Below are 16,514 nucleotides of genomic sequence, written 5' to 3'. Positions count from 1 at the left end.
TGCCATGGATCGCCAACGGGTGTTAATATTTATCGTGCTTGCCTCTGGTTTGCTTGTAATTGCCGGGATTATTTGGTGGTTATGGCCACATTCCACTACCACACCACCCCCCGCGGTAAACGCAGCAGTAGAGCCGATCGACCAAAAAACTTTTTTGGATATTAGTGCCGGCCTAGTGGTTTTTCTTAGTACCAGTGAGACCGGTAAAACGGTTTACGCGACCGATACTGCCAGTACGGCCAGTCTGGCTTTATCTGATCAAAGCCAAGAATTACTGAGCAATTATCTGCTCGCGACTAATCATTGGTATGGTGTGACCAATGGTGTAATGTCTCTACACGAATCATCCGGTACAAGAACAATTGGTCAACTGTCCATTCAACCTCAAGCTATAGCGGTTGATTCAGCAGAATTGTATGTAGCTTGGTTTAGTAACGAACAATTACATTTATATACTATTGCTACAGCCGAAGATAAAATTATTTATACCGGCACAACTGGAGCACTGTATGATCAACTAGTGTTTGCACCTGACGGTAGTGAAATGGCTTTTGTGGAAAATAGTCAAAAAATTATTTCGGTTGATTTAGCTGGCGCGGAGTTATATAACTCGATTAGTTTACCGTTTTATGAGTTTCATTCATTAAGTTGGATTACAGCTAATGAGTTTGGATTAGTAGTAACTAGTGCAACGCAAAATCCTGAACCGTTTTCACCCTATGTTTTGGTGTTACAACGCGATGGGACAAAAGCCGAAGAACATAAAATATTAGATCGGGTTGGTGTACCAGTAGTGGTTTGGTCAACGGATGGTAGTCAATGGTTATTTTTTCACCCCTGGCGCAATACTTGGTTAGCTTATAATCGCTTCAATCAAATTACTCAGGAAGTCCCAGCCAAAACCGCTGGTAAGTTAACGGCCTTTGCCTATCAACCCAGTTATAGCTCACTACCAGTTACAATTGAACCAGATATTCCAAGCACTCCAACCACAACCGGTACATTTACTACCACCGCTGATGAATGGGATAACTACAATAATACAATAAGAAACATCGTGGCTAAGTTAAAGATCGATCTTAAGACATATCGTTTCACGACCACTGATCAAGGTTTGTATGTTGAATTCGTTTATAAACCACCGGTTGAAACCACATTCTTGGATACCCTAAAAACCATCTTTGCTACATTTCCTGATGTGCCAACGGTAACACTGGTAATAAAAGATGATACCGGTAATGTAATTTGGCGCGTTGATAATGCCATTAAGACTAATCTCACCGATCAAGGTAATAATTATATACAACTGGCCAAACTGGGTGCTATTCAACCCACGCGGAAATTTTTTAGCACCGATCTATTTACGGTTTTACACCCAAGTAATCTCACTGGTAAAATTTTACCGGACGGCACTATAGTATTTTATTCTACCGAAACTACCTTTCTCTCCAGTACCGCCTGGACTGGCTACAGTATCACGCTTAAACCGTACAGCGCACCCGGTATAACACTCAACCAATGGTTAAGTGTAAATCGCCCCGATGGTATGATTACTAATTCTATCAACGCTGAAGCGGCTCTTTTACATAACAACACGGTTTATTTATTTACTGTGCAACGCGATGCTGGTTTGAAAGAAACCGATAAAACCGATTTACAATCTATGGCCGACAGCCTGAGTTTTTATGACAACAATTAGTGTTACTAAAGAGTTTACTTTTTCGGCTGCACATTTCTTGACAAAATATCATGGTAAATGTGAAAATTTACATGGTCACAATTATCGTCTGGCTGTTACTGTCACTGGGCCATTAAACAATGATGATCTAGTGATAGATTTTACGGAATTAAAAAATCTGGTAAAAAAACACATACTAGATATTTTGGATCATACAAATTTAAATGACAGATTTTCTAATCCAACTTGTGAGCTAGTGGCTGAATGGATATTTACTGAATTAAAGAAATATATACCAGTAACAACCATTCAGCTTTGGGAAACAGACACATCATCAGTAACCTACACCGGCTAATGCGGGCTTACCTGGGCATCGGCAGTAACATCGAACCGCGCCTTGATTATTTGGATCGCGCTATCACCGCCTTAGAACAGTGTGGCCGAGTTATAGAATTATCACCCATTTATGAAACCGAGCCACTTGGGGCTAGTGCCCACGGTTGGCACTTAAACCAAGTGGTGGTGTTAGATACTTCACTGGAACCAGATATTTTGTTAGCGAGCTGTAAACAAATCGAACAGGCTTTAGGCCGCAAACCATACCCCGGCTACACTGATCGTGAAATTGATATTGACATCTTACTATATAACGATACAGTACTAGCGTCGGATGAGTTAATTATCCCTCATCGGGCTTTGGCTGATAGAAATTTTTTTCTTCAACCACTATCAGATGTCGCACAATTAATAATAGAACCCCGGTCTGGTAAAACTATTAAACAATTATTAGATAACTGTCCGGATACACTCCAAGTAAAACTATATGAACCAAACTAAAATTGAAACTCTGATTGCCCAACTTCTAAAAGAGATAGATCCAGCACCAGCGCGGGAAGGGTTAAAAGACACTCCAGCCCGAGTAGCTAAAAGTTATCACAAATTATTTGCTGGATACGATATTGATCCGGCCTCGTTGTTAACTTTTTTTGATAGTGAACACTACGATGAAATGGTGACGTGCAAAGCGATTGATTTCTATTCAACTTGTGAACATCATTTATTACCGTTTTACGGCAAGGCACACATTGGTTATATCCCACAATCTAAGATTATTGGTTTATCAAAATTGCCCAGAATAGTGGAAGTATTTGCGCGCCGATTACAAAATCAAGAACGTTTAACCTCACAAATAACTGAGTTTTTAGATCACGCCTTACAAGCCAAAGGGATTGGTGTGGTGCTAGAAGCCACTCATTTATGCATGCAAGCGCGTGGCGTGGAAAAACAAAACACCATTGTTACGACATCATCATTTCGCGGCTTATTTAAAATCAACCAAAATACGAGACATGAATTCTTATCGCTTTGTCTTGATCGATAAGACACGTGCATATCAAGGTGATGGTTATCATGGTCTAATCACCTCGTGGCTACAATTAAAAAAATGGTATTGTTCTGGTGCGGCTAGACATCAACTAGTTATTGGCTTTATCAACTATGAACAGGATCAAGTGTATTTTGGAATATTTGATCGTTTCAAACCAGTATCTTTACAGACCCTGTTGAATCCAACACCATTTAAGATAAAACTATCTTACCCAAATTATTCTCAATATAAAAAAGCCATTAATAAAATTATTCACCATTTAAGTATTGGGGATATTTATCAAGCTAATTACTGCTATAGATTATCTGGTAAAACACGGGCTAGTCTTGAGCAAATTGCTTACCGTTTATTACACAATCAACCAACCCCTTATGCGGCTATCATTACTACTCCCGATCACCAAATAGTTTGTAACTCTCCGGAATTAGGGATAAGACTAAATAATAATTTATTGGAGACAAAACCAATGAAAGGAACTGCGTCGGTGTCTTCACCAAGATCACAGCTACTTTCCAGTGCCAAAGAAAAAGCCGAGTTGGATATGATTATTGATGTGCACCGCAATGATTTGAATCGAGTGTGTCTGCCGGGAAGTGTGGTGGTAAAAAAACGACGGGAAATTATTAAATACAAAACGGTTTATCAAGCTCAAGCGGTGATTCAAGGTATGAAAGACAAACACTACAATATACTCGATGTATTAAAAGTGATGTTACCATTTGGTTCAGTGACGGGGGCGCCTAAACAACGGGCGGTAGAAATATTACAAGATTTAGAAACTCAACCCCGCGATGTGTATTGTGGCGCGATGGGTTATATCGCCGGGCGTAATCAAGCTGAATTTAATATCGCGATTCGCACGGCTACTCTGCGAGACAATCAATTGCATTATTACGTTGGGGGTGGTATTACGTTGGCATCTACTCCAGCCAAAGAGTATCAAGAAACCCTAACTAAAGCCAGATTATTATTACCATGAAAATTTCCATAAACGGTCAGTTTGTAAAAAAAATCTCTTTATCTGGGAAAGAACCTGAGTTTATGTGTGCTTATGGTGTGTTTGAAACGATTAGAACCTATGGTGGTAAACCGTTTCAGTTATCGGCTCATTTAAAAAGATTACAAGAATCAGCTAAGGTGATTGGGTTAAAAATGGCTTCTCAGAAAACGATTACTCAATATATTTCAAAACATACTGATGAAAGAATAAAGAATAAAGAATTAAGAATAAAAGTAATTGGGGCACCAAATAGAATTTATGTGTTGTCTGAGGAATTAAAAATAGATTCTAAAATATATAAAACTGGGGTGAAATTATTAAACTATCCCTATCAACCAGCTGTGCCAAAAATAAAATCTTTAGCCAGAATATTTGAATATCAAGCACATGAATTAGCTCTAAAACAAGGCTGTTTTGATGCCTATCTGGGTAATGAATGTGCCTGTGCAAATATATTTATCATAAAAAATAATACTATCATTACTCCCAATCGAGATATTCTGTATGGTGTCACTAGACAAGTTGTTTTGAATTTGTGCAAAAACCGTTATCGCGTTGTGTTTAAGAAAATCACCTGGCAGGATATCCAACATAGTGCGGAATGTTTCATCACCCAAACATCTACGGGGATTGTACCGGTTGGTAAACCAGGTCAGATTACTAAAGAATTAATAAAGTTGTTTGAGTATGAAAAAAAGTAGAGTTAATTTAATGGGTATCGTTAACGTCACACCGGATTCATTCTCGGATGGTGGTCAATTAAAAACCACTCGCGCAGCTGTCCAGCATGCTCTGCAACTCGTGCGTGAAGGCGCTGCGGTGATTGATATTGGCGGTGAATCTAGCCGGCCGGGTGCTAAACCTGTCTCACTGCAAGAAGAACTACACCGGGTTATTCCAGCAATTAAGGCTTTACATAAAAAAACCAACACACCCATTTCGATTGATACTTACAAAGTAGAGGTAGCCAAACAGGCCATTCAAGCTGGTGCTACCTGGATAAATGATATTACCGGCCTGCGTGATCCGGCCATGCGCCAGTTAGCCGCTCAACACCACTGTACCGTGATAATAATGCACATGCTAGGTGAACCACAAACCATGCAAAAACACCCACGTTATAAAAATGTCGTTTTTGAGGTAAATAATTTTTTTAAACAACAAATCAAACTGTGTCTTGCATCTGGTATTAAACCAGATAAGATTATTTTAGACCCTGGCATTGGGTTTGGAAAAACTGTCTCACATAATTTGGCATTGATTAAAAACATTGCTGTGTTCGGAAAAAAACCCGTCATGGTGGGGGCATCACGCAAATCATTTATCGGTAAATTAACCGGCGCTGATATACAAAACAGGCTACCAGGTACGCTGGCAGCCCATTTTATAGCCGTCCAACATGGTGCCGCCTGGTTACGGGTGCACGATGTGGCTGCTCATAAACAATTTTTAGATATGACTGGCGCTAACTGATCCTGACCAAATGCAACTATCATCTGAGGCGGCATGATAATAATTACCTTTAATCTTTCTGGTTCTGGTTAATCTACCTTTAATATATCGGTCATAACCGGCAATATCATAATTTAAACGAATGCGCCGTACTCCGTTACGCATAAAAATACGACCCGTACCAAGTTCCGCTGGAGTTTGCGCTTCATCGGAAAATTTTACTCGCGCATCATTAATTGTTCCATTAGCGTCCATGTCCACAATTCTAATGACAATATTGCCCGTGGCACCGGCTGTATAGCACAACCCGCCATCAAGCAATTCCCAATCACCATTGTATCGACCCTCCAAATTAGACGGTACAAAAGCATAGGCTGACATTGGCATAAACCAACTAGTAACAGCGAACAACGAACTAACAACGAATAGCATTTTTGTAATTTTTTTCATAATTGTCCTCCCCAATTAAAAATTAACTTAATTAATAAATTTATATTAGCACACTATAATAACTTGCACCATTCGCAGTCATTACAACCAGTTGAGAATTCTAGATTTTGAATGTGTTGATAAGTCTCCACTAATTCAGTGGTCACCTGTTTCACATCGTCGTCACTAAACTCATACCGCCGATGCACAAATTGTTGTTTCTTTTTACTCGGCTGAATAAAGTGAATTTCGCCTGACACAGGGGTATAACCAAAATCACCAGCGGCGTCACAGAGTAATTTATAAAACACTAATTGACGGTAATAAGATCCACCCACGGCCAAATTGGCACTTTTATTATCCGGATTGCCGGTTTTATAATCGATCACATGTATTTGTTTACTGGCTTCATCAACCACTTGAATCGCATCAATTTTTCCGACAATGGGCACTTCCCCGACCAGACAATTATACGGTTTAAAGTCTTTCTCCATAAACTTGTTTTTTTGCAAAAACTCATAATGCACCGGGTAATATTTGTCTAGCAACTTTTCACCAAAATCTAAACTATCTTTAAAATCTTTTTTACTCATTAATTGTTTTTCAAGTTCTCTTTTAAATATTAAAAACACATCCGCTTGGCTCGGCAGCTCCTTTAAAGTGTTATGCATGGCTACTCCAAACCCAACGGCGCGTGACATGGTTTGCGGTACACGTAATAAATCTTGATACAAAAACTTGATCGGACACTCCAAATAATCATTCAAGTGCGTGGCACTCATTCGATAATTCTCTAGCAAACTCTTAAGATAAACTTGATTGGTTTCTATAACAACTTTAGGCTGGCTAAGAGTCAGTTGCAAACGCTCGATCGGTTCAGCTTCAACCTCGGCTACACCATCAGCCGGTTTTACAATATCACTCGGTAATTCATTTAAAAACTGGCTTGGCATCAGGGCACGGCCGGTAGCGGATTGTTTAGCCACACTTAAATATAAATGTTCTTTAGCGCGCGTCATGGCCACATAAAATAAGCGCCGCTCATCTTCATTGCGTTCATGCTTGGCCAACTCAGCGCTTAATTGAATAATGCCTTCGGGTAGTTTTAATTTGCTGCGATCCGGTACGTTACCCCAGTGTTTATCGCGACAATGAATCATAAACACATGTTTAAACTCTAACCCTTTGGCTCGATGCGCGGTCATAAGTTGTACAGCATTGGCCTGAGTGGATAACGGTTCTTCTTCTAAAGTTAGATCATGGTGTTGTAATAACTGAAAATAATCTAACACATTCTTAATAGTAATAGTTGGTTCACGGCGTGTTAAATTGACGACGGCATGATACAAACTACTTAATCGGTTTAGATGCTCAATCGCATGATCGTGTTGCAGCACATAGCGTAACCAACTAGATTCGTTCACTATCTGAGTAAACCACTCCGTACACAAATCATTATGCATTGCACTGCGCCAATGAACCACACGCTGCTTAAATTCTGTAATTACCGGATCGGTTAATTGGAGAAGTTTATCATTGTGTAATCCCAGCCAACGAGCATGCACTAAGCTAAATAAATTCGCGTCGCTATCACCGTAAGAAATATATTGAAATAACCGCAATAATTGTTGAATTAATGGATCGGATAAAATATTTCGTCCCGACACACTATGCACTGGTATATTTAATTGTCTGAGCGTTTCTAAGATGGCTTCACCGTCACTATTAGTTCGATACAACACAGCGATTTCTTCCGGAGCCACACCGTTAGCTAATAGCGCCTGAATGCGTTTCCCAACCCAAAATAGTTCTGTACTGGGCGAGCTTAACGTAGCTATTTCTAGTGGAACAGTTGGTAAATCACGCGCCGACTTTAAGTGAGATTTTAATTCTGGAATATATTTGGCTAAACTTTGTTCATTGTGATCAATCACGGCACTGGCGGCATCCAGTATCCATTGTTGGCTGCGATAATTTTGCTGTAAACTGATTAATTTAGCGGCTTTGCCATAGCGGTGTTGGAACGATAAAATATTTTCTAAGGCCGCGCCTTGAAATCGGTAAATCGATTGTTTATCATCCCCCACCACAAATACATTAGGCGCCGGATCATTCCCTGCCAATAAGTTAATAATTTCATTTTGCGCATTATTGGTATCTTGATATTCATCCACTAATAAATGCAAATACTGTTCTCTATACTCAGCTAACAAATCTGGGTCTTTTTTAAAAACAGCGATAACGTGCAACAACATATCTTCATAATCATAGAGTTGTTGATCTTGCAATTTTACCTGATAGGCGCGATACACTTCTACTAAAGCTTGCTGCTTTTCGGTTAGTTCAAATTTGGCTAAATCATCCGGTGAGACATGTTCACGTTTTAGGGTTTGAATGGCGTGGACAATTTCAGAAATATAAAAATCCGGTGCGCCGAATGGTTTTAATAAACTATCAGCTGGAAGCGTTTCGATGATCTCCTGAATTAAAGTAATATGATCCAAATCGGTGATTTGTTGTAAAGCCGCTTGGGCGACAAATAACTCCGGATGATCAATAATCACTTCGTTACAAAAACTATGAAAGGTATGCACTCGCACTTGATAGCCAATTGAACCCAGTAGGCTAACTAAACGTTGCCGCATAGCCTGGACTCCACTTTCAGTGAAGGTTAAGCACAGTATATTACTGGGTTTAAGATCCTGGGTTTGCAACAAACGGGCTATCCTGAGAGCGATAATCTGAGTTTTACCCGTACCGGCTCCAGCCAAAACCAACATCGGGCCATCGACATGATCAACCGCCCGAACCTGTTCCGGGTTTAATAACTGATACTGAACGTCAATTAAATTGGACGACAATTTGGCAGTAGGCATCATCGTTGGGCGAATGGATTGTAACAGTGGGATGATGTTGTTTAAAAGCCGCTTGCGCTTTGGTGGCTAAAGCCAGAGCCACTTTTCTGTTTAACACTTTATACTCAATAGTGTTGACGGTAGTTTTAGCTTGTACTAATACTGTTTTATCTTTAGTGTAGCGCTGAACAATATTTGTTAATAAACGCATTAAGTCGGTTTTTTCTTCGACCTTTTTAACATTAATAAACTGCACCGTACTAATTGACCGGCTGGGTTTTTGTGCACCCTCTTTGCGGGTGATTTTATCTGTCTTGGGTTGTGGCATAGTCAGAGATTATAGTAGCACAAGTGTAAAATGTTGTATAATACCAATATGCCGGAATTACCTGAAGTTGAAACATTAGCGCGAGGCTTACGAACACATATTGTTGGTAAAACTATCACCAAGGTTATTGTTCATGAAGCCAAAAAGTTTAAGGGCACACCAGTAGAATTACGTAAATATGTTCTGAAAAGAACCGTCTCTGCTGTAGACAGAAAAGCCAAATGGTTGGTTTTAAAGCTGTCTTCAGGTTATAGTTTTGTCATTCATCTCAAAATGACCGGGCAGTTACTTTATCAAAAAAAAGAACCCCTGCCGTTACCGAACAACCATACCCGAGTACAATTCATGTTCAGCGATAAAACCCAATTATTTTTTCAAGATATGCGTAAGTTTGGTTATGTAGAGCTTTATAGCCCAACTGGTTTAGCCGAGTATTTTATAAAAAAACGTCCAGGAATAGAACCCATTCAACCGACTTTTACTTTTGCGTACTTTAATCAACAATTAAAAAGTCACGGTAACACATCACTTAAGGCAGTTTTATTAAACCAACAATTAATTGGCGGCATTGGTAATATTTATAGTGATGATATTTGCTGGCAAGCTAAAGTAAAACCAATGCGGCGCGTAAAAACCTTGACACTGTCTGAGCGTAAAGCCATTCACGTAGCGGCTCGAACCATTTTGCAAGAAGCGATCAAACTTGGCGGTACATCTTTTAGCCATTTTTATTCGGTCACTGGTAAACAAGGTTCTTACTGGAATCACCGTAAAGTTTATCAACGGGTGGGCGAACCATGTTTGAGATGCGGTTCGATTATCAAAAAAACCAGATGTGCTGGCCGAGGCACGTGTTATTGTTCGGGTTGCCAAAAATAAACAGACCTCTCCCCCTGCCCCTCTCCTTCAGAAGGAGAGGGGAGCTTTTTATAAATCTTTTCTTTCTTACTCCCTCCTCTCCTGAGGAAGGAGAGGAGGGTTGGGGAGGGGAGGTCTCTCGAGTTGCCAAAAATAACTCAACTGGTAATATGATAGCACTGTATAGGAGCGTCCTTATGGACTGAGAAGTATCCTTACATTACCTGATCTGGGTTATGCCAGCGTAGGGAATACAGGCTGTATTCCCTATAAATTGGGAATTTTATTTTTAATAAACATATTTTGTGAAAAAAATATATATACTACTCACCGTATTTCTTTTTGGTACTGGTTGTGTAAAATCAACACCAGTGGCCACCGAACCGACTACATTAACAGTTTACACATACGACAGCTTATCGGCCGACTATGGATTACTCCCAGCCATTAAAGATCAATTTGAACAGGATCATCAAATCACTTTAAATATTGTTAGTTTTACTGATACTGGGGCGATGTTAAATCAATTAATCGCGGAGAAAAATAATCCTAAGGCCGACGTAGTGTTAGGGTTAGATAACATTAACCTACCTGATTTAAAAACTAATAATCTACTAGATCCATATAAACCAACCAGAGCTAGTGCTATTCCAAAACGACTCCGGTTTGATAATGATTTTACTATGACCCCGTTTGATTATGGTTATGTTAGTTTCGTCTATGATAGTCAGGCACTAACCTTTTCTGAACCGATTAGCTTGATGGAATTAGTAAATAATTCAGCTTACAATAAAAAAATTATTATCGAACAACCCGGTTTGTCCTCCCCCGGTACACAATTATTGTTTTGGGCACATCAGGCTTTAGGCGATGACCAAGCCAAAGAATTTTTTGATAAACTATCCAATCAAGTTCTAACAGTAGCGCCAGATTGGAACACGGCTTACTACTCAATGTTTTTAAATGATCAAGCTCCGATTGTATTAAGTTATGTTACCAGTCCGGCGTACCACATTGATCAAGAACAAACCGACCGTTACAAAACAATTCCCATAACAGATGGTTATTTACCACAAGTTGAAGGTGTCGGCTTGGTGCATGGTAGTGCAGCCACAACTCTAGGACAACAGTTTATTGATTACATGTTGAGTCAACCTGTCCAACAAGCTATCCCTACTACCCAATGGATGTTCCCTGTTTTGAAAAATGAGGTAACACTGCCTGATGCCTATTCACAAATTATCACACCGAATTTAAAAACCAGCTTACCACTTGATGAAATTACTATACAAAATAATTACACACCTTACCTAGAACAATGGCATACCAGCTTTGGTCTGTAATTTGGTTTACTCTCTGGCAAGCTAGTTTAACTACCCTATTGGCAATTTTTCTAGGTGGTAGTCTAGCCCTGTTTGAGCGTGCTACTCGTGCCCATCCCCCAACTTTCCTATTTCCTATTTTCTATCTACCTGTTTTTCTTCCCCCTATCCTAGTGAGTACCAGTTTTATTCAGCTCTTTTCGGGCTCGTCACTGCTCTATACACCAACCATGGTGGTACTGGCCCACCTCTACTACAATATCCCTCTGGCTTATCTTGCGATTCATTCTGCTTTGCAGGCTATCTCATTTCATACCGAAGAGTCGGCTCGGGTGTTAGGAGCGAACAATAAACAACTGTTTCTTACCCTGTGGTGGCCACAACTCAAACCAACTATCCTAGGTGTAGCCGGTATCATCTTTTTGTACTGTATCACTAGTTTTGCACTACCCTTACAACTAGGTGGTATCCATGCCCAAACTCTCGAAGTGTGGCTGTATCAACGCATTATCCTCTATCATGATTATAACCTAGTTGGTTGGATCACCGGCTTGCAGACTGTGATTTTCAGTCTGGTTATTTTATTAATAATTCGTCCCAATCTTAAACCCCAACTATCTTTTACGCCCCCCACCATCATTCATCATTCTTCATTCTTCATTCATTTTATTCATGCCTGTTTAGCAATAATAGTACTAACTCCTCTTGCATTCTTTGTTTTTAAAACAATTAGTCAAACCAATCTTAAAACACTGACCTTATTAACTCACAGCCATTTTTTTCTAAGTATTCTTTGGACAACAATGTTAGCCAGTTCTGTTATTATAACAACTTTATTTATCAGTCTATTATTAAAATCTTCCTTTAAAATCAGTGTTTTATTATTAACCTTATCACCAGTAACACTGGGTTTTATCTGGTTACTGATATTAGGCCAAAGTAAATTAAGCCTCTGGTTAGCTCTGGTAATCGGATTAGTACCGATCACAAATTATTTCATCGCCCAAAGTTATCGGCAACTACCGGAATATTTTCATAACACAGCCAAAATATTAGGTGCTAATTACTTACAACAATATCTGTTAGAAATTAACTGGTTAAAACCGACTATTAGCCAGGTGATAAGTTTAGGCATCGCCTTTGTGTTTGGCGATATTGCCTTGGCTAGTTTACTTGCCCCCAACAATGCTCCAACTAGCATGCAAGTAGCCTTTGGCTTGTTATCTAGTTATCATTTTCAAGTTGGTAGTTTAGCGCTTGTGTGTATATTAGGGATAATTTTTATAACCATATGCTCAACCTCCAGATTACTCAGGCGTTAATCCTTAGAGATATTCACATTACTGTACCCACTGGTGATATTTTAACTGTGCTGGGAAAATCCGGTTCGGGTAAAACTACATTATTACGCTGTATCGCCGGCTTACAAGATTATACTGGTAATATAACAGGTTTCCATCCAAAACGACTTGGATATATTGAACAACACAATACCCTCTTTCCACATCTTACTGTCGAAGAAAATATAAATTATCCCTTACATGTTCGACACCTAAAAAAATCAAGTACTGAGATTATGAATGATTGTGGTGTCGCACAATTAACTACCCGTTACCCCCATGAAATTAGTGGTGGTGAAATTAGGCGTGTAATGTTAGCCAGAAGTTTAGTTTATGAACCAACGGTATTATTGTGTGACGAACCTTTCGCCGCGCTTGATGCTATTACTCGGGTAGAGCTGGCGCGCTGGTTTAAACAACTAATAACGCAAAAAAACATTACTGTCATATACGTTACTCACGATATTAAAGAGGCACAGTTCATGAGCCAGCACTTAATTATACTCGATCAGGGTAAAATGACTGATAATACTAGCCTATTGCACGCTCACTTCTAATACTATACGATACTGCCATGTTAAAACGACAATTAGCCTTATTAGAGCGCATCATGGATACAATTAGCTATAAGCTTGATTTGGATGAAGTATTGAAGGAAGTGGTTGAATTAGTCTCAGATACCATGAAAGCCGACTCTTGTTTGATCTATCTAGTGCAGGATGATCACTTAATTTTGAAAGCGTCCAAGATACCACACCCAAAAATGATTAACCAAGTGGCCATGAAATTTGGTGAAGGTATCACCGGTTGGGTAGCTGAACATCGCCAGTTAGTAGCTCTTACGGAGCAATCTTATGCCGATAAACGTTTTAAAGTAGTACCCTATTTAGATGAGGATCGCTGGGAAGCCTTTGTATCAGTACCAATTATTTATCAGGATGAAATTGTGGGAGTAATTAATGTGCAACACCGCCGCAAAAAACAACATCCAGAAACCGAGTTAAGATTATTACGGTTAATTGCCACTCAAGTTGGTGGAGCCATTTATAACGCTAAACTGATTTCTGAAACGCAAACTCTCAAAGCGGCGCTAGAAACGCGTAAAGTGGTGGAAAAAGCTAAGGGTATTTTAATGAAGAAACAACAACTCACCGAAGAGCAAGCTTATGGTTTGATTCAAAAAAAATCGATGGATACAAAAAAGACTATGAAAGAAATCGCCGAAGCGATTATTATTGCTTTATCGCTGTAAACTATGCTTAATCGTGAAGGATTACTTGAACTTAAAAAACATTTACCCGATAAAACTGGTGAGGAAGGACGTGTCTATTTTTTTGGAACACCAGACGATCCCCAGGTTTTAAAAGAATGGTATCAAACTCATTGGCATGGACAAATTGAACGAACCACCGGTAAAAAAATTCCCATATCACCCTTTCATCATAAAACCAAATATTATGAAATGTCTTTAATCTACGAACTTTTTCCGGAACACACTATCGGTGTTACTGGTGCCGCCGATCCCCGTTTGGATAGTGCCGCTGATGGTGCTGGCTACCCCGTTACTGTGATGAAACGAGTGAGCGGTGATCCTACACAACAAGCTGAGTATGATGCCATAATTGATAAAGCCTATGAAACATTATTGGATCAAACTCAAACAATTGAGCAAAAAAAACGAGCCACTCAAAAAGCTGATCGAGCCGTAGTAAAACATTTTGGGAGTGATTTGCGTGACACGGTAAGAGAAACTAGTGCCAGAGCCACCGATCAATCACCAGCAGCCACCATTGATCGGGCATTAAAGTTAGCGCGCGAGATCAATCCTGATAGTGTTGTAGTACAAATGCTGGAACATGGTATCGCTCCAGTGCGACCCCAATTTAATTTTATTCCTGGTCAGGCTAGTCATGGTACATTTATAGAAGTTGAGATTATTGATCGTGATAGACTGAGAAAAAAGTTAAATGATCGCCAAAATCATGAAGTCTTACAAAGACGCTTTACCCGCTATGATATTTTTCGCCAATTGGATTTAGCTTATACACTTTTGTTTTGTAATTGCCCGCAATCTTTGATAGACGACCCAGCCGTGCAGCAAGCCGCCTACGAGGCCTTGATAACTACAAAACATTATTTAGAAACTACACCGGCAGATCGTATTAATTTTGAACCATACCGAATATTTGCCGGCATTGGTCTGTCTTATATACATGATCGGACTCTTTTGCTCAAAGCCTTGGCACCAGCTGCGATAGAACAAAAACTCCGCAGTTGACAGTTTTTTCCAAGACGCTATACTTTGCTAGTACAATGTCGTACACCAATTAAGACAATGCTGTCTTCACCTCACTTGTATACAATGTATATAAGGGGGCGAAGATTTTTTCTTTATTAGTAATAATTTAATATCTTATGACGACAGCGGAAATATTAGCCAAAGTGAAAGCCGAACACGTGACCATGGTAGGATTTTGGTTTACCGATGTACTCGGCCAACTAAAGGGAATTACTTTTCCGGTAGAAAGACTCGAGCGCTATTTAGAAGAGGGCACCTTTTTTGATGGTTCATCGATTGATGGTTTCTCCCGCATCGAAGAAAGCGATTTAGTGCTCAAACCAATTTTAGATTCGTTCGCCATTTTACCAATTGAGGCGGATGTCCATAAAATCGCTCGCTTCATGTGCTCGGTATATGATGCTCATGGTTTACCGTATGGCTCAGACCCACGTAATGTTTTAGCCCGCAACGTCGCTTTTGCTAAACAACAGGGTTATGATTATTTTGTTGGACCTGAACTAGAATACTTTTATTTTAAAGATAATACCGCCACAGTTGGTTTAGACAAAGCCGGTTATTTTGATCAGATTACTCTGGAACAAGGTACCATTTTGCGTGAACGCACGGTGGAGGCTCTAGAACGACTCGGTTATAGCGTTGAACGTGGCCATCATGAAGTGGCTCCATCACAACAGGAGATCAACATGAAATACAGTGATTCTCTATCGATGGGAGATATTGTCATGACATATAAATATGTGGTGAAAGAAATTGCTCGTGAACATGGCGCCTATGCTACATTCATGCCCAAACCGATTTTTGGCCAAAATGGCAGCGGCATGCATGTGCACCAAAGTTTATGGAAAAATGGGGAAAATATGTTTCATGATAGTCGCGATGAATATGGTTTATCCAGTTTAGCTAAATCCTATGTGGCTGGAATTTTAAAACACATGCCGGAAATAGTCTTAGTAACTAATCAGTATGTAAACTCATATAAAAGACTCGTGCCAGGTTACGAAGCACCCGCTTACCTAGCCTGGGGTCGCCGTAACCGCTCTACGTTGGTGCGTATCCCTCTAACCCGTGGTGAAGCTAATGCTACCCGCATTGAATTACGTTGCCCAGACCCAGCCGCTAACCCTTACTTAACTTTTGCCGTAATGTTACGCGCCGGTCTAAAAGGTATTATGGAAAATTATCAATTAAGCCCAGCCACGGAAAATGATATTTTCGAAATGTCTGATGAAGCGATGGCTAAAGCCAATATCACCGCTCTGCCCGGTAGCTTAAAAGAAGCGATTAATTTAGCCAAAAACAGTGTTTTACTGAAAGACACTTTAGGTGAGGATGTGCACGCTAAACTAATCATGAATAAAGAAATGGAATGGAATAATTACCGCCGTCAAGTGCACCACTACGAAATCGAAACTTATTTGCCAATGCTTTGATTTATCTCCGCCAGCATTTCTTCAACCACACTATCCTCCACGCCATGCAGCTCAGCGATCATGGCAAAAGTATCAAAAGCTTGCCCAGGACAAAACACACAGGCCACCTGCTCGCCAAAATACTTGAGCATAA

Annotated in this window: 18 protein-coding genes and 1 riboswitch; of the genes, 14 read left to right on the top strand and 4 right to left on the bottom strand. The window is 39.8% G+C overall.

The window, feature by feature from the left end; all coding sequences use genetic code 11:
- Positions 1-4 precede the first annotated feature (4 nt).
- From WCV88_02680 to folP, 7 genes are read left to right on the top strand one after another with little or no spacing between them, the layout of a single operon-like run.
- Positions 5-1,699, top strand: a complete 1,695-nt coding sequence (locus tag WCV88_02680; GenBank protein ID MFA6475087.1) for a hypothetical protein — start codon at positions 5-7, stop codon at positions 1,697-1,699.
- Positions 1,695-2,033: a 6-carboxytetrahydropterin synthase QueD gene (queD, locus tag WCV88_02675; GenBank protein MFA6475086.1), complete on the top strand. Its 339-nt coding sequence runs from the start codon at positions 1,695-1,697 to the stop codon at positions 2,031-2,033. The genes WCV88_02680 and queD overlap by 5 nt, the downstream gene beginning before the upstream one ends.
- On the top strand, positions 2,033-2,515 hold the full coding sequence (gene folK / locus WCV88_02670) for a 2-amino-4-hydroxy-6-hydroxymethyldihydropteridine diphosphokinase (GenBank protein ID MFA6475085.1): 483 nt from the start codon (positions 2,033-2,035) through the stop codon (positions 2,513-2,515). The genes queD and folK overlap by 1 nt, the downstream gene beginning before the upstream one ends.
- Positions 2,502-3,059: a GTP cyclohydrolase I FolE gene (gene folE / locus WCV88_02665; protein MFA6475084.1), complete on the top strand. Its 558-nt coding sequence runs from the start codon at positions 2,502-2,504 to the stop codon at positions 3,057-3,059. The genes folK and folE overlap by 14 nt, the downstream gene beginning before the upstream one ends.
- A complete protein-coding gene (locus WCV88_02660) occupies positions 3,028-4,044 on the top strand; it encodes an anthranilate synthase component I family protein (GenBank protein MFA6475083.1) in 1,017 nt (338 codons plus the stop codon). The genes folE and WCV88_02660 overlap by 32 nt, the downstream gene beginning before the upstream one ends.
- Positions 4,041-4,766, top strand: coding sequence for an aminotransferase class IV (locus tag WCV88_02655; protein MFA6475082.1), 726 nt, complete (start codon positions 4,041-4,043; stop codon positions 4,764-4,766). Before WCV88_02660 ends, WCV88_02655 begins: the two co-directional genes overlap by 4 nt.
- On the top strand, positions 4,753-5,538 hold the full coding sequence (gene folP, locus WCV88_02650) for a dihydropteroate synthase (GenBank protein ID MFA6475081.1): 786 nt from the start codon (positions 4,753-4,755) through the stop codon (positions 5,536-5,538). Before WCV88_02655 ends, folP begins: the two co-directional genes overlap by 14 nt.
- Here folP and WCV88_02645 read toward each other — a convergent pair.
- Genes WCV88_02645 through WCV88_02635 form a run of 3 tightly spaced genes read right to left on the bottom strand, consistent with a single transcriptional unit; the run spans position 5,515 to position 9,129 of the window.
- Positions 5,515-5,967, bottom strand: a complete 453-nt coding sequence (locus WCV88_02645) for a hypothetical protein (protein ID MFA6475080.1) — start codon at positions 5,965-5,967, stop codon at positions 5,515-5,517. The two genes, folP and WCV88_02645, sit on opposite strands and share 24 nt — an antisense overlap.
- A 53-nt stretch (positions 5,968-6,020) precedes the next feature.
- Positions 6,021-8,825: an ATP-dependent DNA helicase gene (locus tag WCV88_02640; protein MFA6475079.1), complete on the bottom strand. Its 2,805-nt coding sequence runs from the start codon at positions 8,823-8,825 to the stop codon at positions 6,021-6,023.
- The gene (locus WCV88_02635) at positions 8,788-9,129 is read right to left on the bottom strand and encodes a hypothetical protein (GenBank protein ID MFA6475078.1); all 342 of its coding nucleotides are present in this window, start codon (positions 9,127-9,129) and stop codon (positions 8,788-8,790) included. Before WCV88_02635 ends, WCV88_02640 begins: the two co-directional genes overlap by 38 nt.
- A 48-nt stretch (positions 9,130-9,177) precedes the next feature.
- Here WCV88_02635 and mutM point away from each other — a divergent pair, with 48 nt between their 5' ends.
- The 7 genes from mutM to WCV88_02600 all read left to right on the top strand — a co-directional run bounded on the left by mutM (position 9,178) and on the right by WCV88_02600 (position 16,381).
- Positions 9,178-10,008, top strand: a complete 831-nt coding sequence (gene mutM, locus WCV88_02630; GenBank protein MFA6475077.1) for a bifunctional DNA-formamidopyrimidine glycosylase/DNA-(apurinic or apyrimidinic site) lyase — start codon at positions 9,178-9,180, stop codon at positions 10,006-10,008.
- Between the two features lie 154 nt (positions 10,009-10,162).
- Positions 10,163-10,255, top strand: a riboswitch (TPP riboswitch).
- Positions 10,256-10,292: 37 nt separating this feature from the next.
- Complete coding sequence (locus WCV88_02625) at positions 10,293-11,330, top strand: thiamine ABC transporter substrate-binding protein (protein ID MFA6475076.1); 1,038 nt, start codon at positions 10,293-10,295, stop codon at positions 11,328-11,330.
- Positions 11,306-12,631, top strand: a complete 1,326-nt coding sequence (locus WCV88_02620) for an ABC transporter permease subunit (protein MFA6475075.1) — start codon at positions 11,306-11,308, stop codon at positions 12,629-12,631. The genes WCV88_02625 and WCV88_02620 overlap by 25 nt, the downstream gene beginning before the upstream one ends.
- Entirely contained in the window at positions 12,601-13,206 is a 606-nt protein-coding gene (locus WCV88_02615) for an ATP-binding cassette domain-containing protein (protein MFA6475074.1), read from the top strand. The genes WCV88_02620 and WCV88_02615 overlap by 31 nt, the downstream gene beginning before the upstream one ends.
- Before the next feature lie 17 nt (positions 13,207-13,223).
- Complete coding sequence (locus tag WCV88_02610; GenBank protein ID MFA6475073.1) at positions 13,224-13,901, top strand: ANTAR domain-containing protein; 678 nt, start codon at positions 13,224-13,226, stop codon at positions 13,899-13,901.
- Between the two features lie 3 nt (positions 13,902-13,904).
- Entirely contained in the window at positions 13,905-14,927 is a 1,023-nt protein-coding gene (locus WCV88_02605; GenBank protein MFA6475072.1) for a hypothetical protein, read from the top strand.
- Between the two features lie 137 nt (positions 14,928-15,064).
- Entirely contained in the window at positions 15,065-16,381 is a 1,317-nt protein-coding gene (locus WCV88_02600) for a glutamine synthetase family protein (GenBank protein MFA6475071.1), read from the top strand.
- Here WCV88_02600 and WCV88_02595 read toward each other — a convergent pair.
- A complete protein-coding gene (locus WCV88_02595; protein MFA6475070.1) occupies positions 16,363-16,512 on the bottom strand; it encodes a hypothetical protein in 150 nt (49 codons plus the stop codon). The two genes, WCV88_02600 and WCV88_02595, sit on opposite strands and share 19 nt — an antisense overlap.
- Positions 16,513-16,514: the final 2 nt, after the last annotated feature.

It is taken from the genome of Patescibacteria group bacterium (genome assembly GCA_041665365.1).
Classification (GTDB): domain Bacteria; phylum Patescibacteriota; class Patescibacteriia; order UBA9570; family UBA9570; genus UBA9570.
This window is presented reverse-complemented; position numbering and strand designations above follow the sequence as displayed.